General features: G+C 60.0%; 24 protein-coding genes, 1 other RNA gene and 1 pseudogene. 8 read left to right on the top strand and 18 right to left on the bottom strand.

The genetic code is table 11. The features are described 5' to 3' along the window. Positions 1-41: 41 nt before the first annotated feature. The 7 genes from ACZZ0D_RS25705 to ACZZ0D_RS25675 form a co-directional block, all read right to left on the bottom strand. Positions 42-1,658 carry an ABC transporter permease gene (locus ACZZ0D_RS25705; RefSeq protein WP_426618880.1) on the bottom strand — a complete coding sequence of 539 codons (1,617 nt, stop codon included), beginning with the start codon at positions 1,656-1,658 and terminating at the stop codon, positions 42-44. Between the two features lie 143 nt (positions 1,659-1,801). Further along, positions 1,802-2,806, bottom strand: a complete 1,005-nt coding sequence (locus ACZZ0D_RS25700; protein WP_008081441.1) for an extracellular solute-binding protein — start codon at positions 2,804-2,806, stop codon at positions 1,802-1,804. A gap of 259 nt (positions 2,807-3,065) precedes the next feature. Then, the gene (locus tag ACZZ0D_RS25695; RefSeq protein WP_400754282.1) at positions 3,066-4,283 is read right to left on the bottom strand and encodes a 2-octaprenyl-3-methyl-6-methoxy-1,4-benzoquinol hydroxylase; all 1,218 of its coding nucleotides are present in this window, start codon (positions 4,281-4,283) and stop codon (positions 3,066-3,068) included. A gap of 9 nt (positions 4,284-4,292) precedes the next feature. Next, the gene (locus tag ACZZ0D_RS25690) at positions 4,293-4,778 is read right to left on the bottom strand and encodes a DUF4442 domain-containing protein (protein WP_463554600.1); all 486 of its coding nucleotides are present in this window, start codon (positions 4,776-4,778) and stop codon (positions 4,293-4,295) included. Further along, on the bottom strand, positions 4,771-5,958 hold the full coding sequence (gene ubiH, locus ACZZ0D_RS25685; protein WP_463554599.1) for a 2-octaprenyl-6-methoxyphenyl hydroxylase: 1,188 nt from the start codon (positions 5,956-5,958) through the stop codon (positions 4,771-4,773). Before ubiH ends, ACZZ0D_RS25690 begins: the two co-directional genes overlap by 8 nt. Continuing rightward, entirely contained in the window at positions 5,955-7,289 is a 1,335-nt protein-coding gene (gene pepP / locus ACZZ0D_RS25680; protein ID WP_463554598.1) for a Xaa-Pro aminopeptidase, read from the bottom strand. Before pepP ends, ubiH begins: the two co-directional genes overlap by 4 nt. A 27-nt stretch (positions 7,290-7,316) precedes the next feature. Then, positions 7,317-7,877, bottom strand: a complete 561-nt coding sequence (locus ACZZ0D_RS25675; RefSeq protein WP_053124884.1) for a YecA/YgfB family protein — start codon at positions 7,875-7,877, stop codon at positions 7,317-7,319. A 130-nt stretch (positions 7,878-8,007) separates the two neighbouring features. Here ACZZ0D_RS25675 and ACZZ0D_RS25670 point away from each other — a divergent pair, with 130 nt between their 5' ends. From ACZZ0D_RS25670 to ACZZ0D_RS25655, 4 genes are all read left to right on the top strand, one after another. Next, positions 8,008-8,217, top strand: coding sequence for a TIGR02449 family protein (locus tag ACZZ0D_RS25670; protein WP_007911197.1), 210 nt, complete (start codon positions 8,008-8,010; stop codon positions 8,215-8,217). After that, a complete protein-coding gene (locus ACZZ0D_RS25665) occupies positions 8,214-8,531 on the top strand; it encodes a cell division protein ZapA (protein ID WP_008081434.1) in 318 nt (105 codons plus the stop codon). Before ACZZ0D_RS25670 ends, ACZZ0D_RS25665 begins: the two co-directional genes overlap by 4 nt. A 30-nt stretch (positions 8,532-8,561) precedes the next feature. Continuing rightward, a non-coding RNA gene (ssrS, locus tag ACZZ0D_RS25660) (6S RNA) lies at positions 8,562-8,740 on the top strand. A gap of 79 nt (positions 8,741-8,819) precedes the next feature. Next, on the top strand, positions 8,820-9,425 hold the full coding sequence (locus tag ACZZ0D_RS25655) for a 5-formyltetrahydrofolate cyclo-ligase (RefSeq protein ID WP_463554597.1): 606 nt from the start codon (positions 8,820-8,822) through the stop codon (positions 9,423-9,425). Between the two features lie 34 nt (positions 9,426-9,459). Here the strand turns inward: ACZZ0D_RS25655 and ACZZ0D_RS25650 are convergent, their stop codons facing one another. After that, positions 9,460-9,615, bottom strand: a complete 156-nt coding sequence (locus tag ACZZ0D_RS25650; protein ID WP_008081430.1) for a hypothetical protein — start codon at positions 9,613-9,615, stop codon at positions 9,460-9,462. A gap of 197 nt (positions 9,616-9,812) precedes the next feature. Between ACZZ0D_RS25650 and ACZZ0D_RS25645 the strand changes: the two genes are divergently transcribed. Then, positions 9,813-10,265, top strand: a complete 453-nt coding sequence (locus ACZZ0D_RS25645) for an EVE domain-containing protein (RefSeq protein ID WP_463554596.1) — start codon at positions 9,813-9,815, stop codon at positions 10,263-10,265. A 115-nt stretch (positions 10,266-10,380) separates the two neighbouring features. Here the strand turns inward: ACZZ0D_RS25645 and ACZZ0D_RS25640 are convergent, their stop codons facing one another. Next, positions 10,381-10,788, bottom strand: a complete 408-nt coding sequence (locus ACZZ0D_RS25640) for a flagellar basal body-associated protein FliL (RefSeq protein ID WP_053124890.1) — start codon at positions 10,786-10,788, stop codon at positions 10,381-10,383. Between the two features lie 150 nt (positions 10,789-10,938). Here ACZZ0D_RS25640 and ACZZ0D_RS25635 point away from each other — a divergent pair, with 150 nt between their 5' ends. Beyond that, complete coding sequence (locus ACZZ0D_RS25635; protein WP_053124892.1) at positions 10,939-11,916, top strand: NADPH:quinone oxidoreductase family protein; 978 nt, start codon at positions 10,939-10,941, stop codon at positions 11,914-11,916. A 151-nt stretch (positions 11,917-12,067) separates the two neighbouring features. On the opposite strand, the gene ACZZ0D_RS25630 is transcribed toward ACZZ0D_RS25635, so the two are convergent. Both ACZZ0D_RS25630 and ACZZ0D_RS25625 read right to left on the bottom strand, forming a co-directional pair. Continuing rightward, positions 12,068-12,679 (bottom strand): energy transducer TonB, encoded by a 612-nt coding sequence (locus ACZZ0D_RS25630; RefSeq protein ID WP_463554595.1) that lies wholly within the window; start codon positions 12,677-12,679, stop codon positions 12,068-12,070. A gap of 187 nt (positions 12,680-12,866) precedes the next feature. After that, positions 12,867-13,487, bottom strand: coding sequence for a flagellar basal body-associated protein FliL (locus ACZZ0D_RS25625; RefSeq protein WP_463554594.1), 621 nt, complete (start codon positions 13,485-13,487; stop codon positions 12,867-12,869). Positions 13,488-13,709: 222 nt separating this feature from the next. Between ACZZ0D_RS25625 and glpT the strand changes: the two genes are divergently transcribed. Beyond that, a complete protein-coding gene (gene glpT, locus ACZZ0D_RS25620; RefSeq protein WP_053124897.1) occupies positions 13,710-15,059 on the top strand; it encodes a glycerol-3-phosphate transporter in 1,350 nt (449 codons plus the stop codon). Here the strand turns inward: glpT and ACZZ0D_RS25615 are convergent. From ACZZ0D_RS25615 to ACZZ0D_RS25585, 7 genes and pseudogenes are all read right to left on the bottom strand, one after another. Then, a complete protein-coding gene (locus ACZZ0D_RS25615) occupies positions 15,035-15,703 on the bottom strand; it encodes a gamma-glutamylcyclotransferase (protein WP_053124899.1) in 669 nt (222 codons plus the stop codon). The two genes, glpT and ACZZ0D_RS25615, sit on opposite strands and share 25 nt — an antisense overlap. A gap of 209 nt (positions 15,704-15,912) precedes the next feature. Further along, positions 15,913-16,881, bottom strand: coding sequence for a CDP-6-deoxy-delta-3,4-glucoseen reductase (locus ACZZ0D_RS25610; protein ID WP_053124901.1), 969 nt, complete (start codon positions 16,879-16,881; stop codon positions 15,913-15,915). Beyond that, positions 16,881-18,347: a 4-hydroxy-3-polyprenylbenzoate decarboxylase gene (gene ubiD / locus ACZZ0D_RS25605; protein ID WP_034151998.1), complete on the bottom strand. Its 1,467-nt coding sequence runs from the start codon at positions 18,345-18,347 to the stop codon at positions 16,881-16,883. The genes ACZZ0D_RS25610 and ubiD overlap by 1 nt, the downstream gene beginning before the upstream one ends. Before the next feature lie 69 nt (positions 18,348-18,416). Next, positions 18,417-20,414 (bottom strand): annotated as a pseudogene (locus ACZZ0D_RS25600) (acyltransferase family protein). A gap of 196 nt (positions 20,415-20,610) precedes the next feature. Next, positions 20,611-21,870: a transcription termination factor Rho gene (rho, locus tag ACZZ0D_RS25595; RefSeq protein WP_003229334.1), complete on the bottom strand. Its 1,260-nt coding sequence runs from the start codon at positions 21,868-21,870 to the stop codon at positions 20,611-20,613. Between the two features lie 249 nt (positions 21,871-22,119). Beyond that, on the bottom strand, positions 22,120-22,449 hold the full coding sequence (gene trxA / locus ACZZ0D_RS25590; RefSeq protein ID WP_463554593.1) for a thioredoxin TrxA: 330 nt from the start codon (positions 22,447-22,449) through the stop codon (positions 22,120-22,122). A 120-nt stretch (positions 22,450-22,569) separates the two neighbouring features. Beyond that, positions 22,570-23,277 carry a FadR/GntR family transcriptional regulator gene (locus ACZZ0D_RS25585; RefSeq protein ID WP_159814345.1) on the bottom strand — a complete coding sequence of 236 codons (708 nt, stop codon included), beginning with the start codon at positions 23,275-23,277 and terminating at the stop codon, positions 22,570-22,572. Positions 23,278-23,533: 256 nt separating this feature from the next. Here ACZZ0D_RS25585 and ACZZ0D_RS25580 point away from each other — a divergent pair, with 256 nt between their 5' ends. Then, positions 23,534-24,319 (top strand): transporter substrate-binding domain-containing protein, encoded by a 786-nt coding sequence (locus ACZZ0D_RS25580; protein WP_053124906.1) that lies wholly within the window; start codon positions 23,534-23,536, stop codon positions 24,317-24,319. Positions 24,320-24,324: the final 5 nt, after the last annotated feature.

Raw genomic sequence — 24,324 nt, 5'->3', positions numbered from 1 at the left:
CGAATGCCGCGCATTGTAGCCGCATGATTCAGGACTCACTACTAAGTGTTTCGATGCGCCGAGCGGCGAATCAGGCCGATGACCGGCAACAGTCCGACCAAAACCAGGGTCAGCGCCGGCAACGACGCCCGCGCCCATTCGCCTTCGCTGGTCATTTCAAAGATGCGCACGGCCAGCGTGTCCCAGCCAAACGGGCGCATCAGCAGGGTCGCGGGCATTTCCTTGAGCACATCGACGAACACCAGCAGCGCGGCGCTCAACGTGCCGGGCAGCAACAACGGCAGATACACTTTGAAAAACAGTCGTGGCCCACTGACACCGAGGCTACGTGCCGCTTCGGGCAAAGACGGCCGTATACGCGCCAGACTGTTTTCCAGTGGGCCGTAAGCGACCGCAATAAAGCGCACCAGATACGCCATCAACAACGCCGCGAGACTGCCGAGCAGCAACGGTTTGCCCGCGCCACCGAGCCAACCGGAGAGCGGAATCACCAATTCGCGATCCAGATAACTAAAGGCCAGCATGATCGACACTGCCAGCACCGAACCCGGCAAGGCGTAACCAAGATTGGCCAGACCCACGCCGGAGTTGATCGCCGGGGTCGGCGCCAACCGCCGGGCGAAGGCCAGCAGCAGCGCGACGCTGACGGTGATCAACGCCGCCATGCCGCCCAGATAGAGGGTGTGCAGGATCAGCCCGGCGTAGCGCTCATCGAGATCGAAACGCCCGCGCTGCCAGAACCAGACCATCAGTTGCAGCATCGGAATCACGAAGGCGCAGGCGAACACCAGTCCGCACCAGCTCATCGCCGCGAGGGCTTTGAATCCGCGCAGGTGATACAGCGCTTTCACCCGAGGCCGCTCGTTGCTCGCGCGGTTGGCGCCGCGTGCGCGACGTTCGCCGTACAGCACCAGCATCACCACCAACAGCAACAGGCTGGCCAGTTGCGCCGCGCTCGACAGGCTGAAGAAGCCGTACCAGGTTTTATAGATCGCGGTGGTGAAGGTGTCGAAGTTGAACACCGATACCGCACCGAAATCGGCGAGGGTTTCCATCAGCGCCAGTGCCACACCGGCACCAATCGCCGGCCGCGCCATCGGCAACGCTACGCGCCAGAAGGCTTGCCACGGCGATTGGCCGAGCACCCGCGCGGCTTCCATCAGACCTTTGCCCTGCGCAAGAAACGCGGTGCGCGCCAGCAGGTAGACGTACGGGTAGAAAACCAGCACCAGCACGATAATCACCCCGCCGGTGGAGCGTACGCGGGGCAGGCGCAGGCCTGTGCCGAACCATTCGCGCAGCAGGGTTTGCACCGGGCCGGCGAAGTCGAGCAGGCCGACGAAGACGAAGGCCAGTACGTACGCGGGGATGGCGAACGGCAGCATCAGCGCCCAGTCGAGCCAGCGCCGACCGGGGAATTCGCAGAGGCTGGTGAGCCAGGCCAGGCTGACGCCGAGCAGCGTCACGCCGACACCGACGCCGAGTACCAGTGTCAGCGTGTTGCCGAGTAGGCGCGGCATCTGGGTTTGCCACAGGTGCGACCAGATTTGTTGATCAATGGTTTGCCAGGAGAGCAGCAGAACGCTCAGGGGCAACAGCACCAACGCGGCAATGGCGAAGACGATGGGGTACCAGCGGCGTTGGGCGGGGTGGGCCACTTCAAAGGTCTCGCGGGGAAATCGTGGAGTGTAAGGAAGAAAGCGAAAAGATCGCAGCCTCCGGCAGCTCCTACATTGGGAAATGTGATCACCCTGTAGGAGCTGCCGAAGGCTGCGATCTTTTGATCTTTACAGCAGCAGACTCAGTTCCAACCCGCCCGATCCATCATCCGGATCGCTTCAGCCTGACGCTTGCCCGCCACTTCCACCGGCAAGGTGTCCGCAATGAACTTGCCCCACGCCGCCACTTCTTCCGAAGGCGCCACCGCCGGGTTCGCCGGGAATTCCTGGTTCACGTCAGCAAAAATCTTCTGCGCTTCCGGCGTGGTCATCCATTCAACCAGAGCCTTGGCCGCTTCCGGGTGCGGTGCATGTTTGGTCAGGCCAATGCCCGACAGGTTCACGTGCACACCGCGATCCGCCTGATTCGGCCAGAACAGTTTCACCGGCAGCTCCGGCTTCTGCTTGTGCAGGCGACCGTAGTAGTAAGTGTTGACGATGCCCACGTCGCACTGCCCGGCGTTGATCGCCTCCAGCACTGCAACGTCATCGGAGAACACGTCGGTGGACAGGTTATTCACCCAGCCCTTGAGGATTTCCTCGGTCTTCGCCGCGCCGTGAACCTCGATCATGGTCGCGGTCAGCGACTGGTTGTAAACCTTCTTCGCCGTGCGCAGGCACAGGCGCCCTTCCCAGTTCTTGTCGGCCAGCGCTTCGTAAGTGGTCAACTCGCCCGGCTTCACCCGTTCGGTGGAATAGGCGATGGTGCGCGCGCGCAGGCTCAGGCCAGTCCAGGCGTGGGTGGACGAGCGATATTGCAGGGGAATGTTGGCGTCGATGGTTTTCGAGGTGAACGGCTGGAGGATGCCCATCTGCTCGGCCTGCCAGAGGTTGCCGGCATCCACGGTGAGCAGCAGGTCGGCGGTGGCGTTTTCACCTTCGGCCTTGATGCGCTGCATCAGCGGCGCTTCCTTGTCGGTGATGAACTTGATCTTCACCCCGGTCTTGGCGGTGTAGGCATCGAAGACCGGTTTGATCAGCTCATCGATGCGCGACGAGTAAACCACCACCTCATCAGCGGCCTGGGCCGTGGTGCTACCGATCAGGGTCAGGGCCAGTGCGGTCAGAAGTCGCTTGGGTGCCAACATGGGAGTGGTCTCTCGGTCGGGAAATGTGGGCCAAATGATAAGGACTCACATTTACCACCTCAATCGAACTCTTTTTGAAGGAGTTACCAGATGTTGCATGATCGACCGCCATCCCTGTAGGAGCTGCCGCAGGCTGCGATCTTTTGATGTTGTTTTTAAGATCAAAAGATCGCAGCCTGCGGCAGCTCCTACAGGGGAATGCATTTCAACTGTGGGAGCGGGCTTGCTCGCGAAGAGGCCATCAGCCTCGATGAACATCTCAGGGTTTGGCGAGCGCCGGAAGATCGCCGGTCAACCCCAGCGCCTCCCGCACAAAAAGCGCTTTCGCCTCGGGCATCTGCTCCACCAGCTTCAACCCGGCATTTCTCAGCCAACGCACCGGCAAACGATCCGCCTGAAACAACCGCTCAAACCCTTCCATCGCCGCCATCAGTGCGAGGTTGTGCGGCATGCGACGACGCTCGTAACGGCTGAGCACTTTCACATCCGCCAGACGCTCCCCGCGCTCGGCCGCTTGCAACAGCACTTCCGCCAGCACCGCCGCATCGAGGAAACCAAGGTTTACACCCTGCCCCGCCAACGGGTGAATGGTGTGCGCCGCGTCACCGATCAGCGCCAGCCCTTCCGCCACATAACGCTTGGCATGACGCTGACGCAGCGGCACGCACAGTCGCGGATCAGCACTGATGACTTCGCCAAGACGTCCCTCAAAAGCACGCTCCAGCTCGCGGCAGAAATCCGCCTCATCCAGCGCCATCAAACGCTCGGCTTCGCTCGGCGTGGTCGACCAGACGATCGAACACCAATCCTGCTGCCCGTCACGCTCCAGCGGCAAAAACGCCAGCGGCCCGTGATCGGTAAAGCGCTGCCAAGCGGTCGACTGGTGCGGCTGGCTGCTGCGCACGCTGGTGACGATGGCATGGTGCATGTAATCCCACTCGCGCGTGGCCATCCCGGTGAGGCGGCGCACCGCCGAGTTAGCCCCATCAGCGGCAATCACCAACGGCGCGCGCAATTGACGACCATCGGCCAGCGTCAGCAGCCAGTCATCGCCCGAGCGGCGCATCTGTTCCAGCCGCGCATTGGCGAGCATGCCCAGATCGCAATCGTGCAAACGGTCGAGCAAGGCATCCTGTACCACGCGGTTTTCGACGATGTGGCCGAGTACTTCGGCGTGCACGCTGCTCGCCGAGAAATGAATCTGCCCGGTGCCGCTGCCGTCCCACACGTGCATGTCGGTGTACGGGCTGCTGCGCCGTGCGGCGATGCCGTCCCAGACGCCGAGGCGTTCGAGAATCCGCTGGCTCGCCGCTGACAGGGCGCTCACCCGCGGTTCAAACGCGGCTTCAGCATCGAACGGTTTGACGCTCAGCGGGCTGCCGTCGAGCAGCAGCACTTCCAGCCCACTGTCCTGCAGCGCCAACGCCAGGGCGCTGCCGACCATTCCGGCTCCGACAATCAGCAGATCTGCGCGCATGTCCATGCTTTAAGCCTGTCTCGCTTGCGGCTTGAGCCGCACGTAAAGGGTTTTACCGACCCGCGCGACAAGGTTGCCGGCGCCGTCATGAATATCGACCTGCAACTGCGGCAGGTATTTTTCGCCACTGGCGGTCTGCCGGCGAATCTCGCCGAGCAAGGTCTCGTCGATGCTGAACCGGGCGAACACCGAGCCTTTGCCCGGCGCGATGAAATCGATGTCGGCAGCCTTGTCCCAGACGATGTACTTCGAGCCGAGGTTTTCCATAAGCATCAGCATGAAAAACGGATCGACCATCGAATACAAACTGCCGCCAAACTGCGTACCGACGTAGTTACGGTTGTACCAGCCGAGGCCCATCGACACTTGAACGTCGCGGAAGTCATCGCTGATATGGCGAACGCGCACGCCAGCGCCGAGGTACGGCGGGTAGAAGGTCATCACCCAGCGCATCAACCGCGCTTTGCCGAATTTCTTAGTCAACCACTTAAGCATCCGGACGCGTCCCCAACCCCATGGCCTGCCGCGCAAACCAGCGCTTGGCCGGTGGCAACAAGTCGAGGCCAAGCAAACCGATGTTACGGCCCAGCGAAACCAGCGGCTGCGTGCTGCCGAACAGGCGCGTGACCTGATCGGAGAAACCGACGGTGAGATCCTGATCGAGACGCTGACGCTCGCGATACGCCTGCAACGTGGCGAAATCACCCAGCGGTTTGTCGCTGCCGAGCAAGGTAGCGGCCAGTGCATCGGCATCGCGCAGCGACAGGTTGAAACCCTGCCCGGCTATCGGGTGCAGGCTGTGCGCCGCGTTGCCGAGCACGGCCAGATGCGAGCGCACTTGTTCTTCGGCCTCGACCAGCGTCAGCGGATACAAATGCCGCGCGCCGACCTGTTTCAACGTGCCGAGGCGGTAACCGAACACGCCCTGCAATTCGCTGAGGAAATCACGCTCGCTCAAATCGGCCAGACGTTGCGCGTCCATGCCCAAACGGGTCCAGACCAAAGCGCAACGGTTTTCCGGCAGCGGCAGCAGCGCCATCGGCCCTTCATCGGTAAAGCGCTCGAAAGCCATGCCGTTGTGCGCTTCGCTCGGGGTGATGTTGGCGATCAGCGCGCTCTGGTTGTACGGACGCTGGCGCACGTTGATGCCCAACTGCTCGCGCAGCCCGGAACGACCGCCATCGGCGAGCACGGCGAGGTCGCATTCCAGCGTGGTTTCATCGTTGAGGGTCAGGCGATAGCCGTCGGCCAGCGGCTCCATGCGCGTGACTTCTGCCGGGCAGCGCCAACTGATCACCTCTTTGTCGACGTGCTGCCACAGGCAATGGCCGAGCCAGGCGTTTTCCACCACATAACCAAGTGCCGGTACGCCCTCTTCCATCGCCGACAGACGCGCGGTGGAGAAGCGGCCACGGTCAGAGACGTGAATCTGTTTGATCGGCTCGGCGCGGCGGGAGATTTCCTGCCACACGCCCAAGCGTTGATAAATCTGCCGCGAGCCGAAGGACAGCGCCGACGAGCGCGCGTCGTAGCTCGGCTGCCAACTGTCGCCGGGAGCGAACGGCTCGATCAGCACGATCTTCCAGCCGCGCGCCTTGGCCCCGGCCTGCAAGGCCAACGCCAGACTGGCGCCGACCAGACCGCCACCGATGATTGCCAGATTGACTCGACTCATGCCGCGTGTGTCCTTGCTTGCGCCATCAGCGCTTCGATGTCGGCGACGGTTTTCGGTACGCCGGTGGTGAGGATTTCACAGCCTGTTTTGGTCACGACCACGTCGTCCTCGATGCGCACGCCAATGCCGCGCCATTTCTTCGCGACGTTCTGATTGTCCGGGGCGATGTAGATGCCCGGCTCCACGGTCAGCGCCATGCCGACTTCCAGCACGCGCCATTCGCCGCCGACCTTGTACTCGCCGACGTCATGAACATCCATGCCCAGCCAGTGACCGGCGCGGTGCATGTAAAAGGCTTTATAGGCCTCGCTGGCGATCAACTCGTCGACCTCGCCTTGCAACAATCCGAGCTTCACCAGCCCAGTGGTGATCACGCGAACCGTGGCTTCGTGCGCCTGATTCCAATGCTTGTTCGGCGCGATTTCAGCGAATGCGGCTTCCTGCGAGGCCAAGACCAATTCGTAGATCGCCTTCTGTTCGGGGGAAAACTTGCCGTTAACCGGCCAGGTGCGGGTGATGTCGCTGGCGTAGCAGTCGATCTCGCAACCGGCGTCGATCAACACCAGATCGCCGTCCTTGAGCACCGCGTCATTCTGCTGGTAATGCAGGATGCAGCTGTTGCGCCCGGCGGCGACGATCGAACCGTAGGCGGGCATTTTCGCCCCGCCCTTGCGGAATTCGTAGTCGAGTTCGGCTTCGAGACTGTACTCGTGGAGCCCGGCCCGACTGGCCTGCATCGCGCGAATATGCGCTTGCGCCGAGATCCGCGCGGCTTCGCGCATCACCTTCACTTCTGCCGCCGATTTATACAGGCGCATGTCGTGCAGCAGATGATCCAGGGCAACGAATTCGTTCGGTGGCTGGGCGCCAAGGTGCGCTTTAGAGCGGATCACATTGATCCAGTCCATCAGGTGACGATCGAATTCGGGGTTGCTGCCCATCGCCGAATACACCCGGTCGCGGCCTTCGATCAGGCCCGGGAGGATGTCGTCGATGTCGGTGATCGGGAAAGCGTCGTCGGCACCGAAGTCGCGGATCGCGCCTTCCTGCCCTGCGCGCAAGCCGTCCCACAATTCGCGTTCGGCGTTGCGTTCACGGCAGAACAGCACGTACTCGCCATGCTCGCGGCCGGGCATCAAAACGATGACGGCTTGCGGCTCGGGAAAGCCGCTGAGGTACTGGAAATCGCTGTCCTGACGGTAAACGTGCTCGACGTCGCGGTTGCGAATGGCGACCGCGGCGGCGGGCAGGATCGCGATGCTGTTGGGTTCCATCTGCGCCATCAGGGCCTTGCGGCGACGGCTGTATTCCGCTTTGGGGATATGGGTCATGGGCAGATGGCTTTCCCTGGCACGCGATTAATGCAGCGACGGTTTGGCCGCTGGCGGCACGTCGGCTTTCTTGGTTTCCGAGAACAACAGCAGCGGCGCGACGCGCAGGTACTCCATGACTTCCATGTAGTCGGTCTCGCCGTCTTCGGATTCTTCCAGAGCGTCTTGCACTTGGGAGATCGCCGCCAGATCCTGCAGCACTTCAGTGGCTTCGGTGCTGAGCATGCTACTGTCGCGGCAGTTCAGGCCGAAACCGCTGAGGAAGCCTTGGCACCACTCGCCCAGTGCAGCGGCGCGCTCGGCCAGCGGCGCGTCATCGGTCGGCAGCAGCAGAACGACGGTAACGTCGTCGCCGGTGAGTTCGCCTTTGACCATCTCTTGCAGGCCGATCAAGGCGTTGCGAACGTTGTCCTGCGGCTCGCTTTCGAGCAGTTCGGCAGCGTCGATCAACCATTCTTCGGCAGTGAAACCGGCGCCGGCGCAGCTGCGTCCGAGCAGCAGGCCATGCAGTTCGGCAGGCGAGACGTTGTGGCCGCTGGAAGTCAGCAGGGTGGCGAAGGCTTGGTACGGGGAATTCTGAATGGTCATGGGCAGCTAGGCGCCAGACGGCGCTATGTCTAGAATGAAGGCCTTGTATCCTACATCGACAGACTCGCCAAGACTATTAAAGGCTGTCCGCCAGCTATCCCATCAGACAGACTCCAACTCAGTGGACACAATGGAAGACACCGACCTGCAAGCGCTGATGGCCAGACTCGAACTGTTGATTGGTCGAGTCGAGCAACTTAAGAGTCAAAACGCACTCTTACTAGCTCAGGAAAAGACCTGGCGCGAGGAACGCGCTCACCTCATTGAAAAAAACGAAATCGCCCGGCGTAAGGTCGAATCGATGATTTCGCGCCTCAAGGCCCTGGAGCAAGACTCATGAGTTCAAGCAATAGCGTCACCGTGCAGATCCTCGATAAAGAATATTCGATCATCTGCCCGCAGGAAGAACGCAGCAATCTGGTCAGCGCCGCGCGCTACCTCGACGGCAAAATGCGCGAGATCCGCAGCAGCGGCAAAGTCATCGGCGCCGATCGCATCGCCGTGATGGCCGCGCTGAACATCACCCACGACCTCTTGCACAAAGAAGAGCGTCCGGATATCCAGGCCAGCGGTTCGACCCGTGAACAGGTGCGCGACTTGCTCGATCGTGTCGATCTGGTGCTCGCCGACGATCAGACCAACACCAAGGGCTGATTCGACTGGCCGCTTGCGGTATACTCGCGGCACTCCCTGGGGTGCTTGCCAGTTGACGATGTCCCTGAGCCGATTCGCACTACCCTGGAAGTTGCACGTTGGGCTGGTGTGCATGTCCGCTAGACGGAAAGCCTTAAAGTCTACTGCATCTTCCACCTTGAACTTTCGGGTTCAAGGGCTAAGTTGACAGCGGTTCATCCGGGGAGCCTGATTCGAATCCGATGTCGGTGAAAACCGCCATCGGATTTTTTATGCGTACGTTTTCGTCCAACCTGCCGAAGCCGAACCATGACCGAACCCGCGCTGCTGCCCCGCCCGCAACTCCGCCGCCTGCTGCGCAAGGCGCGCCGCTCGCTGAGCAAAAGCGAGCAACGCCATGCCGCCAAAGGCCTGTACCGGCAACTGGCGCAAGACCCGCACTTTCGCCGGGCCAAACACATCTCTCTGTATTTACCCACCGACGGCGAAATCGATCCGCGCCTGCTGCTGCGTGAAGCACAGCGTCGAGGCAAGTCGACTTATTTGCCGGTGCTGAGTGCCTGGCCGCGAACCAAAATGGTTTTCCAGCGCATTCGTCCCGGCGAGAAACTCAAACCCAATCGCTTCCGCATTCTTGAGCCACGCGCCAATCTGGCTCGGCAACGCAAGGTCTGGGCGCTGGATCTGGTGTTGTTGCCATTGGTGGGGTTTGACGATGTCGGCGGGCGACTGGGCATGGGCGGCGGTTTTTACGATCGCAGCCTGGCGTATCTGGCGCGACGCAAAAGCTGGCGCAAGCCGACGCTGTTGGGGCTGGCCCATGAATGTCAGAAGGTCGAACGTTTGGCGCAGGCGAGCTGGGATGTACCGTTACAAGGCACGGTCAGCGACAAGGCGTGGTATTTCGCGGGATAGGACGCCGCAGATTAGCGGCGTCGGGTGTGCAGTTTCAGCGCTTGAACGCGGTCGACTGTTGCACCTGTTGCGCGACTTCGATTGGAGCGTCAGCTTTGGTTGTCCACAGACTCTGCGCGTAACCGGTGGTCACGACGCCCAGGCCAAACAAAATTACCAAAGTCCATAGTAAATCCGGTTTGCGTTTCATCGATTGCCCCCCTCAAGGCACATCAACACGATGACAGCAGCGGTTTCCGTTTGTAGGCCGTGCAGCAGCGTCAAGCTTTAAAGGCCGGCATTTTGCGGCAACGTGAACCGCTGCGCAAACGCTGACGTCAACCGACTGTCGGTTTGTCATAAAATTGCCTGACAACTTGTCCACTGATCCCGCCAGGAGAACAAAACATGGCCTATTGGCTGATGAAATCCGAGCCCGACGAGCTCTCGATCAAGGGCCTGGAAAAACTCGGCAAAGCGCGCTGGGACGGGGTTCGCAACTACCAGGCACGCAACTTCCTGCGGGCGATGGCGGTGGGCGATGAGTTCTTTTTCTACCACTCCAGCTGCCCGGAGCCGGGAATAGCCGGGATTGGCAAAATAATCGAAGCGGCGTACCCGGATCCGACGGCGCTGGAGCCGGAGAGTCATTACTACGACCCGAAGGCGACGCCGGAGAAGAATGCGTGGAGTGCGATTGACGTTGAGCACGTCGAGACGTTTGCGCGGGTGTTGAAGCTGGATTATCTGAAGCAGCAGACGGCGCTGGCGGAAATGCCGTTGGTGCAGAGGGGTTCGAGGTTGTCGGTGATGCCGGTCACACCTGAACAGTGGGCGGCGGTGATTGCCCTCAAACCCTGATTCATTTGGCGCCTGATGAATTGCTTTCGCGAGCAAGCCCGCTCCCACATTTGGAATGCATTCCACTGTGGGAGCGGGCTTGCTCGCGAAGAGGCCCGCCCGGACAACGAATGGCTTACTGAATGATCAGGTTGTTAAACAACAAATCCTCAACCACCGGCTTCCCAGTCTCATCATTCATCACCTGCTGAGTCTGCTTCAACGCTTCCTGACGCAGCTTCTCTTTACCTTCGATGCTGCCCATCGCCTCGGTCGTCTGCTGAGTAAACAGCGCCACCAGTTGATTACGGATCAGCGGCTCGTTGGCCTTGACCAGTTTGGCTGCGTCATCGCCGGTCACGCGCAGCGCCACGTCGGCCTTGTAGACCTTGAGTTTCGGCGTGCCGTCCAACCCGTAGTTACCCACGAACGGTGGGCTAAGGCTGATGTAGCTGACCTTCGGCGCTTCGCCTTCTTTGGCTTCTTCGGCCAGCGCTGCCACAGGCAGAGACAGGGCCAGCAACAACATGATCCACGCTTTCACAATTCGCTCCTTATCCGGTTTGCGGCCTAGCATAACGACCCGCCGCGCAAGCACAAGCTTATGGCTGACTATCAGGGTCGGGCATGCTCGTTGACCCGTTAACTGACACACCTACACTTATCGGCCATCACTCCCAAAGGAATAGCCCTGATGAAAGCCGTGCTGTGCAAAGCCTTCGGCCCTGCCGAATCGCTGGTGCTGGAAGACGTCGCCAGTCCTGTCGCGAAGAAGAACGAAATCCTGCTGGACGTGCACGCCGCCGGGGTCAACTTCCCCGACACGCTGATCATCGAGGGCAAGTATCAATTCAAGCCGCCCTTCCCGTTTTCGCCGGGTGGCGAAGCGGCAGGCGTGGTGCGCGAAGTTGGGGAAAAGGTCAGCCATCTCAAGGTCGGCGACCGCGTCATGGCCCTGACCGGCTGGGGCAGCTTCGCTGAACAGGTCGCGGTGCCGGGCTATAACGTTCTGCCGATTCCGCCGTCGATGGACTTCAACATCGCCGCCGCTTTCAGCATGACTTACGGCACCTCGATGCACGCGCTCAAGCAACGCGCCAACCTGCAACCCGGCGAAACCCTGCTGGTGCTCGGTGCATCCGGCGGTGTCGGCCTGGCTGCCGTGGAAATCGGCAAAGCCATGGGCGCCCGCGTCATCGCCGCCGCCAGCAGCGCCGAGAAACTCGCGGTGGCCAAGGCTGCCGGCGCTGACGAACTGATCAACTACAGCGAAGCCAGCCTCAAGGACGAAATCAAACGCCTCACCGACGGCCAGGGCGCCGACGTGATTTACGATCCGGTTGGCGGCGATCTGTTCGATCAAGCCATCCGCGCCATCGCCTGGAACGGCCGCCTGCTGGTGGTCGGCTTCGCCAGCGGGCGCATCCCCGAGCTGCCAGTCAACCTCGCCCTGCTCAAAGGCGCGGCGGTACTCGGCGTGTTCTGGGGCTCCTTCGCTCAACGCCAGCCACAGGACAACGCGGCGAACTTCCAGCAACTGTTCGGCTGGTTTGCCGAGGGCAAGTTGAAACCGCTGGTGTCGCAGGTGTATCCGCTGAGCAATGCGGCGCAGGCGATCAATGACCTTGGGCAGCGCAAGGCTGTGGGCAAGGTTGTGGTGCAGGTTCGCTGAAACCACACTGTCATTCAGGCCAGTACCGCTGATGCCGCGTTACTGGCCGTTTCATTTCTCACCTTGAAACCCCCTGCCTACCACACTCTACAAAGTTGTTTGGCGGTAACTATGTATCGCGACACTGCCCGTGGCGCTGCTTAGATTTACATCACAATAACTCTCGAATCTCCGCCGGCAAATAGGTCACGTATTTTCGTGTCGGGTTGTCTCGACAGTTTCTGACGATGGTCGGAACGCGTCTATTCATCTTCGCAATCATCGCCAGACGTTGCTCATCCGACAATTGATGCCTGGTGAGTGAGTTTGAAAGATAGGCACGTGTATATTCAAAAACAGCCGAATCGACCCAGTCGAACTCGCTCATATTTCCGAGGTTTTCGTTAACGGCCCGGCATTTGACCGTTTTTAACCACTGATTGATATCCAGCGGCTGGTCTTCGAGGCGGAAGATCATTGGCGCAATGATTTCCTGTTGCTCAGGCTTATCACCTTCAACGTTCCAAGGTTTAAAGCGCCACTGCGCGATCGCAACTCGAACGGCCTCAGCAAATTCAGGGTGAGTGCTTTCCTGAATGCTGATCTCGCTGACTGAACCATCCGCGCTGGCGATGAAGCTAACCTTCACCTTGCCCGCTACTCCTGCCCTTTGCAGCTCTCGCGGATAAATCGGCTTGGGATTGTTTTCCGGTATCAAAAACACTTCTGAAGCCAGCGCAGAACCACCGATCACCAACAAAAACACCACAAAAAACCACCGCATGATTGCACCCTTCCCTAGTGAGTTGTCCTTTCCGGCAACAGCACAAAGGATACGGAGCAATGGCTTTTAACTGAACGGCGCAGCTTCGCCAATGCGTGCAGGACGTTTCTCTAATCCCGTCGGGAAACTGGGAGAATCCGCAGAGCGAATTAGCGAAGGTAATTTTTCCGACGGATGTTTAGCTATTTTATGGGCCCACAACATCCCCCGGCATCAAATGCTCCTCCACCTTCTCGCTACGCGACTCCACCAACTGCCCCTTGTCGTCAAAACGCAAAACAATCAGCCAGTCATAAACCCCCACCGGCCATTTCGGCTGGCCGATCAGTGCCGGGCCGTTGCCGCCGAATGCGCCGATGAGTTTGTTGATGTGGCCGTGGTGCCAGGCGATGAGGATGGTTTTCGCCTGATTGCTGGCGCGTAACTGGCTGACCAGTTTGTCGACGTCGTTATTGGCAAAGGGTTGTTCGATCGGCAGTTGCAGCCGTTGCGACAGCGGAATCAGCGTTTGTCGTGGGCGGATGCTTTGTGGGCTGTCGGCGGTAGCGATCAGGCGTTGCGGGGTGAGTGTTTCGTCGGCCAGTTTCAGCGGGGTGAAATAGTCGGCGTACGCGGCGGCGCGTTGTTGGCCTTGGGCGTTGAGCTCTCGGCCCACGTCCGGTTTTTCCGCGTGGCGGACGATCAGTACGGTGGTGTTGCGCAGCCCCGATGCGCCAGAACCGTGGGCGAAACTCAGCACCAGCACCGAAACGGTGACGACGGCCACCATCAACAACCTCGGCAATAACCTGCGCACATTTGGAGCCATGGTTCATCTCTGCAGTCAGTCATTCATTGAGCGCGAGTCTAAGACACAACGCGCTGATCGCTACAAAAACGCCCTGTTCTTACAGCTGAGCGACAGGTTCGTAAAGGAACGTGCGACTTCCAACATTTTCCGCTGTTTTGCCGATGCGAACCGGTGCTATTTTCGGTAACGAAACTGTAACATTCGCATCCGCAGTCAAAACAAGAAATCTGGAGCTCTTGAATGTTTGCTTTCTTTCGCCCTGCCGCACATCAGGCTCCACTGCCTGAAGAACAAATAGACAGCACCTACCGACGCCTGCGCTGGCAGATCTTCGCTGGTATTTTCATTGGCTACGCGGGTTATTACCTGCTGCGCAAAAACTTCTCGCTGGCCATGCCGTACTTGATCGATGAAGGCTACAGCCGTGGCGATCTGGGTTTGGCGATGTCGGCAATTGCCATCGCCTATGGCTTGTCGAAATTCCTCATGGGCCTGGTGTCCGACCGCTCCAACCCACGCTTCTTCCTGCCGTTCGGCCTGTTGGTCTCGGCGGGCGTCATGTTCGTGTTCGGTTTCGCGCCTTGGGCAACGTCCAGCGTGACCATGATGTTCATTCTGCTGTTCATCAACGGCTGGGCCCAGGGCATGGGCTGGCCGCCGAGTGGACGGACGATGGTGCACTGGTGGTCGCAGAAAGAACGCGGCGGCGTGGTGTCCGTGTGGAACGTGGCGCATAACGTCGGCGGTGGCCTGATCGGCCCGCTGTTCCTGCTTGGCATGGGCCTTTTCAACGACTGGCACGCAGCGTTCTACGTACCGGCAGCGGTAGCGCTGGGCGTCGCGGTGTTTGCCTTCATCACCATGCGCGACACCCCGCAATCGGTCGGCCTGCCACCAATCGAGAAGTACAAGAACGACTACCCGGAAGGCTACGACGCCAGCCACGAAGACGAATTCAGCGCCAAGGAAATCTTCGTCAAATACGTGCTGCGCAACAAAATGCTTTGGTACATCGCCATGGCCAACGTCTTCGTCTACCTGCTGCGTTACGGCGTGCTGGACTGGGCGCCGACGTACCTGAAGGAAGCCAAAGGCTTCACCGTCGACAAAACCTCGTGGGCGTACTTCTTCTACGAGTGGGCAGGTATTCCGGGCACGCTGCTGTGCGGCTGGATGTCGGACAAGATCTTCCGTGGCAACCGTGGCCTGACCGGCATGGTGTTCATGGCATTGGTGACTGTGGCGACGCTGGTTTACTGGCTGAACCCGGCCGGCAACCCGACCGTCGACATGATCGCGCTTGTCTCGATCGGCTTCCTGATCTACGGCCCGGTGATGTTGATCGGTTTGCAGGCACTGGAACTGGCACCGAAGAAAGCCGCCGGCACTGCGGCGGGTTTCACCGGTCTGTTCGGTTATCTCGGTGGCTCGGTCGCGGCCAGTGCGGCGATGGGCTACACCGTTGACCATTTCGGCTGGGACGGTGGTTTTGTCCTGCTGATCGGCGCATGCCTGCTGGCGATGGCCTTCCTGGCCCCGACGCTATGGCACAAGCAAGTCGCCAGTCAGAGCCGCGAAGCGGTCGCTTGATCGCACTGTGACTGACAGCGCTTGAGCCGCGCCTCCAGATTTCGGTCTGGCATGGCGTGGCTGCGCAGGGCGTGTACGGTCTGCTCGACATAATCGCGAGTGGTGCCGTATCGCCCGCTGGCGCTTTCGAACACCTGACTCAGCACGTGATCCGGCAAGTTGCCGGCATAGCTGGGCAGGTGCCGCTCCAAGACAAATCCCAAAGCCTGAACCTGACTGCCATCTGCGAGACGGCAGTTGAGCCAGTGTGGCCGATAGGACGGCACCGGCATCTCGCGTTTCCACAAGGCGTACAACGCTGCATCGAGATTGTCTTCCGGCAAGCGATAAGCGAAGCCGCTGCATGAACCGCCGCGATCCAGACCAAAAACCAAACCGGGCATTTCCGGCGTACCGCGATGTTCGTGCGACCACAGGTACAAGCCGCGATGGTAGCCGTGCACGCGTCCGCGCACCCGTTCTACCGCCGAGCACTCCGGCCGCCAGATCAGCGAACCGTAGGCGAACAGCCACACCGGCCCGCCCTTGTGGCGCGCCATGGTCGATTGCATGGAAGCGAGAAGTTGTTCGTGCGTCAGCTGCGGCCCAAGATCGAGCCGCGGAGGGTAATTCAAATTCAGAAAAGCGTTTTCAATGGCGCTCATGGCGAATAGCGTTCAGCTCCCCGCGGGTAAAGAATTACTTAATAGAACGCACCGCTGTAACAATAAGGCACATATGTTTTAAGGCAATTTGAGTGCCATGGCACAGTTCTTAATTGCTTGCCTGATTGATATATAACCTAGCGGTATTTATGCAATTACATAAATACCGATCGGCTATATAGAGAGTTATAACGGCTTAGGAACGTGGCTCAAGAGCGCGGCGCGTAGGCAAACACGTCGGCACGCATTTGATGGGCGTCCATCCCGGCTTCGACCAAGGCGTCGAGGGTGCCGTAGACCATCGCCGGCGAGCCGCTGGCGTAGACGTGCAGCGGTTTCAGATCGGGGAAATCCTCACAGACCGCCTCGTGCAACATGCCGCAGCGCCCTTCCCAACCGCATTGATCGCTGACGACTTTGTGCAGGAACAGGTTGGGCAACTTCAGCCATTCGTCCCAATGTTCGATCTCATAGAAATCTTCCGGACGACGCACGCCCCAGTACAGATGCACGGGATGTTTGAAGCCGTTGGCGCGGCAGTGTTCGATCAACGCGTGAATCTGACCCATGCCAGTACCCGCAGCGACCAGTACCAGCGGCCCGTCCGGCAGCTCGGCCAGATGCGTATCACCGAATGGCAGCTCGACGCGCACCATTGCGTTGCGTTGCAGCTGTTCGATCAGGCTCAGTGCACTGGCTTCGCGCGCCAGCACATGGATTTCCAGATCACGCCCGCCATGCGGTGCCGAAGCCATGGAGAACGCCGATTTCTCGCCGTTCTCGCGTTCGATCATCAAGTACTGTCCGGCGTGATAGCGCGGTGGTTTGCCCGCCGGCGCACGCAGACGCACGCGCCAGGTGTCGCCACCGACATCGCGGCATTCGATGACCTGACACGACAGGCTGCGCACCGGCAGTTCTCCCAGCGCGAGCACGCCATCCCACAGCAGGATGCAGTCTTCCAGCGGCTCGGCTATGCAAGTGTAGAACTCGCCGTGGTCATGCACCTTGCCGGCCTGTTCGACACGCCCTTCAACCAGCAGCGCCGCACACACGTGACAATTGCCGTTGCGGCAGCTTTGCGGGCATTCGTAGCCCAAGCGCCGCGCACCATCGAGAATCCGCTCACCGGGCTGTATCTCGAGCACTGCTCCGGAGGGCTGCAGGGTTACACGCATCAATCTATTCCTAACTGATTCCAGATGGCATCGATCCGTTGGGTGACGGCGTCGTCCTTGACGATCACGCGCCCCCACTCGCGAGTGGTTTCGCCCGGCCACTTGTGGGTGGCATCGAGGCCCATTTTCGAACCCAGGCCGGAGATCGGCGAGGCGAAGTCGAGGTAGTCGATCGGCGTGTTATCGATCATCACCGTGTCGCGCTTGGGATCCATGCGCGTGGTGATGGCCCAGATCACGTCGTTCCAGTCGCGGGCGTTGATATCGTCGTCAGTGACGATAACGAACTTGGTGTACATGAACTGTCGCAAAAACGACCAGACACCGAGCATCACGCGCTTGGCATGCCCCGGATACGACTTCTTCATGGTCACAATGGCCATGCGGTACGAACAGCCTTCCGGCGGCAGATAGAAGTCGGTGATTTCCGGAAACTGCTTTTGCAGAATCGGCACGAACACTTCGTTCAGCGCCACACCGAGGATCGCCGGTTCATCTGGCGGACGGCCGGTGTAGGTGCTGTGGTAGATCGGTTTGATCCGGTGGGTGATGCGCTCGACGGTGAACACCGGGAAGCTGTCGACTTCGTTGTAGTAACCGGTGTGGTCGCCGTACGGGCCTTCATCGGCCATCTCGCCCGGATGGATCACGCCTTCGAGGATGATTTCGGCAGTGGCCGGCACTTGCAGGTCGTTGCCACGGCACTTCACCAGTTCGGTGCGATTACCGCGCAGCAGACCGGCGAAAGCGTATTCGGAGAGGCTGTCCGGTACCGGCGTCACGGCGCCGAGGATAGTTGCCGGATCGGCGCCGAGGGCCACGGACACCGGGAACGGCTGGCCCGGATGCTTCTCGCACCATTCGCGATAATCCAGTGCGCCGCCACGGTGGCTCAGCCAGCGCATGATCACCTTGTTACGGCCGATCACTTGCTGACGGTAGATACCGAGGTTCTGGCGTTCCTTGTTCGGGCCTTTGGTGACGGTCAGGCCCCAGGTGATCAGCGGGCCGACGTCGCCGGGCCAGCAGGTCTGCACCGGCAGCATCGCCAGGTCGACGTCGTCACCTTCGATGACCACTTCCTGGCACACCGCGTCTTTGACGACTTTCGGCGCCATCGAGATGATCTTGCGGAAGATCGGCAGCTTCGACCACGCGTCTTTCAAGCCCTTCGGCGGCTCGGGTTCCTTGAGGAACGCCAGCAGCTTGCCGATTTCGCGCAGCTCGCTGACCGACTCGGCGCCCATGCCCATGGCCACCCGCTCGGGCGTGCCGAACAGGTTGCCGAGCACCGGAATGTCGTAGCCGGTGGGCTTTTCGAACAGCAGCGCCGGGCCCTTGGCCCGCAGCGTGCGGTCACACACCTCAGTCATCTCCAGCACCGGCGAGACGGGAATCTGGATGCGTTTCAACTCTCCGCGCTGCTCAAGCTGCTGCACGAAATCCCGAAGATCCTTGAATTTCATTGACGATGGCACCCTCAAAATAGGCGTACATCCTACCTGCTATGCAGCCCTGTGGCAGCCTGTCGCTGCTTACTTGGCTGCATTCGTCTGGGCTTTGCCAAGGTTTTCCTGGCGTTGCAGGTTAATGAACAACGGTTCCATGATCGGTGCCACCAGACGCGCGCCGACTTCCGAAAGGTGATTGTCGTCGGTGTACAGCGAGTAGCCGTCGAGCTCGGCGTGACACAAACCCTTGTCGTCACACAGACGCGGCGCCGGGTCGACGATGCGCACCGCCGGGTCTTTGGCCAACTCAGCGAACAACTGGCTGATAAACACCTGACGCTCGTGGTGAATGGCGACTTGTTGACCAACACCTTCAACCGAACGATCGAGCATCGCCAATCGCGTCAGGCGATACGGCGGGCTGTAGGGCTGCAACGGCGCCTCTTTGACCAGCCAGACGCGATGGCCGCTGGCACGCAACTGCGCAACCCGCGCACGCAGACCGTCGGCCAGACGTTGCTCGGCATAGGCGCGATCATAACGACCGTCCGCAGTTCGCAGCACGTGGCCAAGGTCGCCATTGGCTGCACCGTAGACATACAGACTCCAGCGCGCGACCAGCACCACATCGCTGACGGTTTTCTCTTTCAACGCCTGCTCGATCCGGCGATTGAAATGCGCGCACACCGGGCCATGTTCCAGACCTTCCACCGGAATGCAGCCCGGTGAACTGGCGAGAATCACGCTGACGTCGTGGGCTTTCGCGCCGTCATCGAATATCGGAATCAGCGCCGTGGCGTGACTGTCGCCCCAGACCAGCGCCTGCGCGGGCACGTCGGCCACGCCGTAATGACAGAACAGTTTGTCGTCAGGTGTTTTGTCATCCGCCAGACACGCCATCAACTCCGGCCGCCAGTCGTGGCCCTTGGCGTATTGCAGGGCCTGATCGGACAAGCGCCACGGCAAGCCATCGGTTCAGCGCAGCGTTTGCCCGGCCAGCGCCAGCACCAGCACACCCAGCGCGCCGGCAATCAGAATCGGCCGACGACCAGCGAGCAAACGGCGCTCGCGGAACGGCGTTTCGATGAATTTCCACGACAGGTAACCCAGCACCAGGGTCAGCAGAATCAAACCGGCGCTGTCGAGCGCAGTGGTGTCTTCGACGCTGGCATAGCTGGAAAACACGAACACCGGCCAATGCCAGAGGTACCAGGAATAGGAGATCAGGCCGAAACCGACCATCACCTTACTGCTCAACAATTGACCAACCACCGTCTCGCGATGACCGTTGGCGAAAATCAGCAACACCACACCCAGCACCGGCAGCAACGCCGCTGCGCCGGGAAATGGCGTGGATTTGTCGTAACCGAACACCGCCAGCAGGATCAGGCCCATGCCGAGCAAACTCAGCAGTTGCGCAGCCATGGGCTTCAAGCGCCAGGCCTGCTTCGGCGCGACTGCCAGCATCGCACCGGCGAGCAGTTCCCAGGCGCGCATCGGCAGCAGGAAGAAGGCTTTTTCAGGGTGGTGACTGACCGCCCACACGCTCAGGCCGAAGGACACCAGCAGAATCGCGAACAGCGCCAGTCGCCAGTGTTTTAGACGACTCGACATGACGGCCAGCAGCAGCGGGAAGAGAATGTAGAACTGCTCTTCAACCGCCAGCGACCAGGTGTGCAACATCGGTTTGAGGTCGGACGCGACGTCGAAATAACCGTCCTGACGCATAAACAGAATGTTCGAGACGAACAGCACCTGATAACGCACCGAGCGCCCCAGCTCTTCGTAATCCTTGGGCGCCATCAGGAACCAGCCCACCGCCAGCACGGCGACGATCATCGCAAACAGCGCCGGCAGGATCCGCCGCGCACGGCGTGCCCAGAACTCGACGAAGCTGAAACGCCCGGCCTGACGCTGGTTCCAGATGATCGAGGTGATGAGGTAGCCGGAAATCACGAAGAACACGTCTACGCCGACAAAACCGCCGGTAAACCCCGGGACGCCAAAGTGGAAAAGGACCACGGCGATGACCGCAACGGCCCGCAAGCCGTCGATATCCCTTCGATAAGCGAGTGTGCTCATAAATCTTGAATGCCAATCAGTTGGTTATTATTTGTACAGCCTGATTCTCTTACCCGGAAACGGTCTCGTACGTTGCTGCTCATTCTGCAAGGCACAGACCTTACCAGATCGCCATCGTCCCTTCGCCCGGACAAAATACGGGCAAAAAAATGGCGCCCCCGTAGGGACGCCATTTTTATCGGCTCAATCTGCGATGTTACTTGCGCTTCATCGACAGGAAGAACTCGTCGTTGGTCTTGGTCGTTTTCAGCTTGTCGACCAGGAACTCGATCGCTGCGACTTCGTCCATCGGGTGCAGCAGCTTGCGCAGAATCCACATGCGCTGCAGCTCGTCGTCGGCGGTCAGCAACTCTTCGCGGCGGGTGCCGGAGCGGTTGATGTTGATCGCAGGGAACACGCGCTTCTCGGCGATCTTGCGATCCAGAGGCAGTTCCATGTTGCCGGTACCCTTGAACTCTTCGTAGATCACTTCGTCCATTTTCGAGCCGGTTTCAACCAGCGCGGTGGCGATAATGGTCAGCGAGCCGCCCTCTTCGATGTTACGTGCCGCACCGAAGAAACGCTTTGGCTTCTCGAGGGCGTGAGCATCGACACCACCGGTCAATACCTTGCCGGAGCTCGGGATCACGGTGTTGTAGGCACGGGCCAGACGGGTGATGGAGTCGAGCAGGATCACCACGTCTTTCTTGTGTTCGACCAGGCGCTTGGCCTTCTCGATCACCATTTCAGCTACCTGTACGTGACGGGTCGGCGGCTCGTCGAAGGTCGAGGCAACCACTTCGCCGCGCACGGTGCGCTGCATTTCGGTTACTTCTTCCGGACGCTCGTCGATCAGCAACACGATCAGGTGAACTTCAGGGTTGTTACGGGCGATGTTCGCTGCGATGTTTTGCAGCATGATCGTTTTACCGGCTTTCGGCGGTGCCACGATCAGACCACGCTGGCCTTTGCCGATCGGGGCGCACAGGTCGATCACACGACCGGTCAAGTCTTCGGTGGAACCGTTACCGGCTTCCATCTTCATGCGCACGGTCGGGAACAGCGGGGTCAGGTTCTCGAAGAGAATCTTGTTTTTCGCGTTCTCCGGACGATCGAAGTTGATCGTGTCGACCTTGAGCAGTGCGAAATACCGCTCGCCTTCCTTTGGAGGGCGAATCTTGCCAACGATGGTGTCACCGGTGCGCAAGTTGAAACGGCGGATCTGGCTCGGCGAGACGTAAATGTCGTCTGGGCCGGCGAGATAGGAAGCGTCAGCGGAGCGCAGGAAGCCGAAGCCGTCCTGGAGAATCTCCAGCACGCCATCACCGGAGATTTCCTCGCCGCTTTTAGCGTGCTTTTTCAGCAGGGAGAAAATCACGTCCTGCTTGCGCGAACGGGCCATATTTTCTATGCCCATCTGTTCGGCCAATTCGAGCAGTTCGGTAATCGGCTTTTGCTTGAGTTCAGTCAGATTCATATAGGAATGACGTAATCATTTATGGAGGGGGGGAAATTAAGCTTTTGGCTTAATGAGGCCGCGCCGCAGAGAAGGCGACAGGATCGCGTACTTATTCGAAAAGGAGTGCGTCGGCGACGGCTAGCAGGGGGCAGTGGAGAAACCACTGCGGGGCCGAATGTACCACCTGAGTTTCTGAGCGTCTAGCCCTGAATACGCAAAAAGCCCCGCAATTTGCGAGGCTTTTTTTAATGCACTTTACAGCGACGCTTAGATGTTGGCGTCGAGGAAAGCTGCCAGCTGCGACTTCGACAGTGCGCCGACTTTGGTCGCTTCAACGTTGCCGTTCTTGAACAGCATCAGCGTCGGGATACCACGCACGCCATGCTTGGCCGGAGTTTCCTGGTTTTCGTCGATGTTCAGTTTGGCAACGGTCAGCTTGCCTTTGTAAGTCTCGGCAATCTCGTCCAGAACCGGAGCGATCATTTTGCAATGACCGCACCATTCAGCCCAGTAATCGACCAGGACAGCGCCTTCGGCCTTGAGTACGTCGGCTTCGAAGCTAGCGTCGCTAACGTGTTTGATAAGATCGCTGCTCATGGAATTCTCCAGGTTGTAAGCAAAAAAACGTGGCCCATCATAGCCGCCCTTCCCCTGTTCAGGAAGCCGCAGATGATTGAGTCTTGCTATGGCACTCGATGAGTTTGGGTATAGCTCAAGTCACGCGGTAGCGGGAGCGATGAAGGCGATTCCGGTGCGCAGCGCGGCATTGCGCACGTGCTCCTGCATGGCTTTTTGCGCGGCAGCCGAGGCCCGGCGAGCGAGGGCGCGAAGGATTTTGCGGTGTTCCTGCCAGGTTTCCATGGCGCGTTCGGCACGGATGAACGGTAGTTTCTGGCTCTCGAGGAACATCTCGGCGCTGGCGGTGAGGATACTCAGCATCGCCTGATTGCCGCTGGCCAAGAGGATGCGCCGGTGGAATTCGAAGTCGAGTTTCGCTGCCGCTTCAAAGTCACCGGCCTTCAATTGCTCGCGCATCGCCGCGACATTATCCTCCAGCGCATCCAGATCAAACGTGCTCAACGTCACGGCTGCGAGGCCGGCGGCAAAGCCTTCCAGCGCATAGCGCAATTGAAAGATATCCAGCGGCGACGCCTGCGCAGCGAATGACCAGCCCGGCGCGTTTTCGCCCGACGACAACTCCACTGGCGCCTGCACGAACACACCTTTACCCGGCTGAATACTGACCACGCCCAACGCGCTCAGCGACGATAACGCCTCGCGCAACGACGCCCGGCTCACCCCCAGTTGCAACGCCAGATCGCGTTGCGACGGCAAGGCATCGCCGGCGCCGAAACCCTGTTCGGTGATCAGTTTGCGGATCGCTTGCAGCGCCACTTCGGGTACTGCACGGGAAATCGAATTCATGGTTTTTCAGACGCGTCAGGCCAATGTGCGGCTAGTTGTAAAGCTATTCGCCGAGTCCGGCAAGTCGTGCCCCAGCGGAGTTCGGTGATCGCGGCCGATGCGCCATGGCAGTGCGAAAAACAACCTGACTGTTCAGACCAGTAAGACCGAACAAAGCCACTGAAACCGCGGCCTGCCGCAGCGAAAGCCACGTATTGGCACGGCGCATGCTCTGTCCGATCGCAGAAATCACTTCCCGCCGATCCGGAGATTGTCCATGACCAAGCGTTACAGCGCCCTCCTCGCCGCCCTGTTTTCCAGCCTGCTGCTCAGCCAGATACCTGCTCACGCCGACGGTCTCGATGACGTGGTCAAACGCGGCACGCTGAAAGTTGCCGTGCCGCAAGACTTCCCGCCATTCGGCTCGGTCGGCCCGGACATGAAACCTCGTGGCCTCGACATCGACACGGCAAAACTGCTGGCCGACCAGCTCAAGGTCAAACTCGAGCTGACCCCGGTCAACAGCACCAACCGCATCCCGTTTCTCACCACCGGCAAAGTCGATCTGGTGATTTCCAGCCTCGGCAAAAACGCCGAGCGCGAGAAAGTCATCGACTTCTCCCGCGCCTACGCACCGTTCTACCTCGCGGTGTTCGGCCCGCCAGACGCTGCGATCAACAACCTCGACGACCTTAAGGGCAAGACCATCAGCGTCACCCGTGGCGCCATCGAAGACATCGAATTGACCAAGGTCGCCCCCGAAGGCGTGACCATCAAGCGCTTCGAAGACAACAACTCGACCATCGCCGCTTACCTCGCCGGGCAGGTCGACCTGATCGCCAGCGGCAACGTGGTGATGGTCGCGATCAGCGAGAAGAACCCGAAACGCGTGCCGGCGCTGAAAGTGAAGCTCAAGGATTCGCCGGTTTACGTCGGCGTGAACAAGAACGAAGCGGCGCTGCTGGCCAAGGTCAACGACATTCTGACCAGCGCCAAGGCTGACGGCGCGCTGGAAAAGAACTCGCAGACCTGGCTGAAAGAGCCGCTGCCGGCCGATCTCTGATCGAC

Source organism: Pseudomonas sp. AC193 (assembly GCF_979258075.1).
The sequence above is the reverse complement of the archived record's forward strand: the minus strand, read 5'-3'. Positions and strand labels throughout refer to the sequence as shown.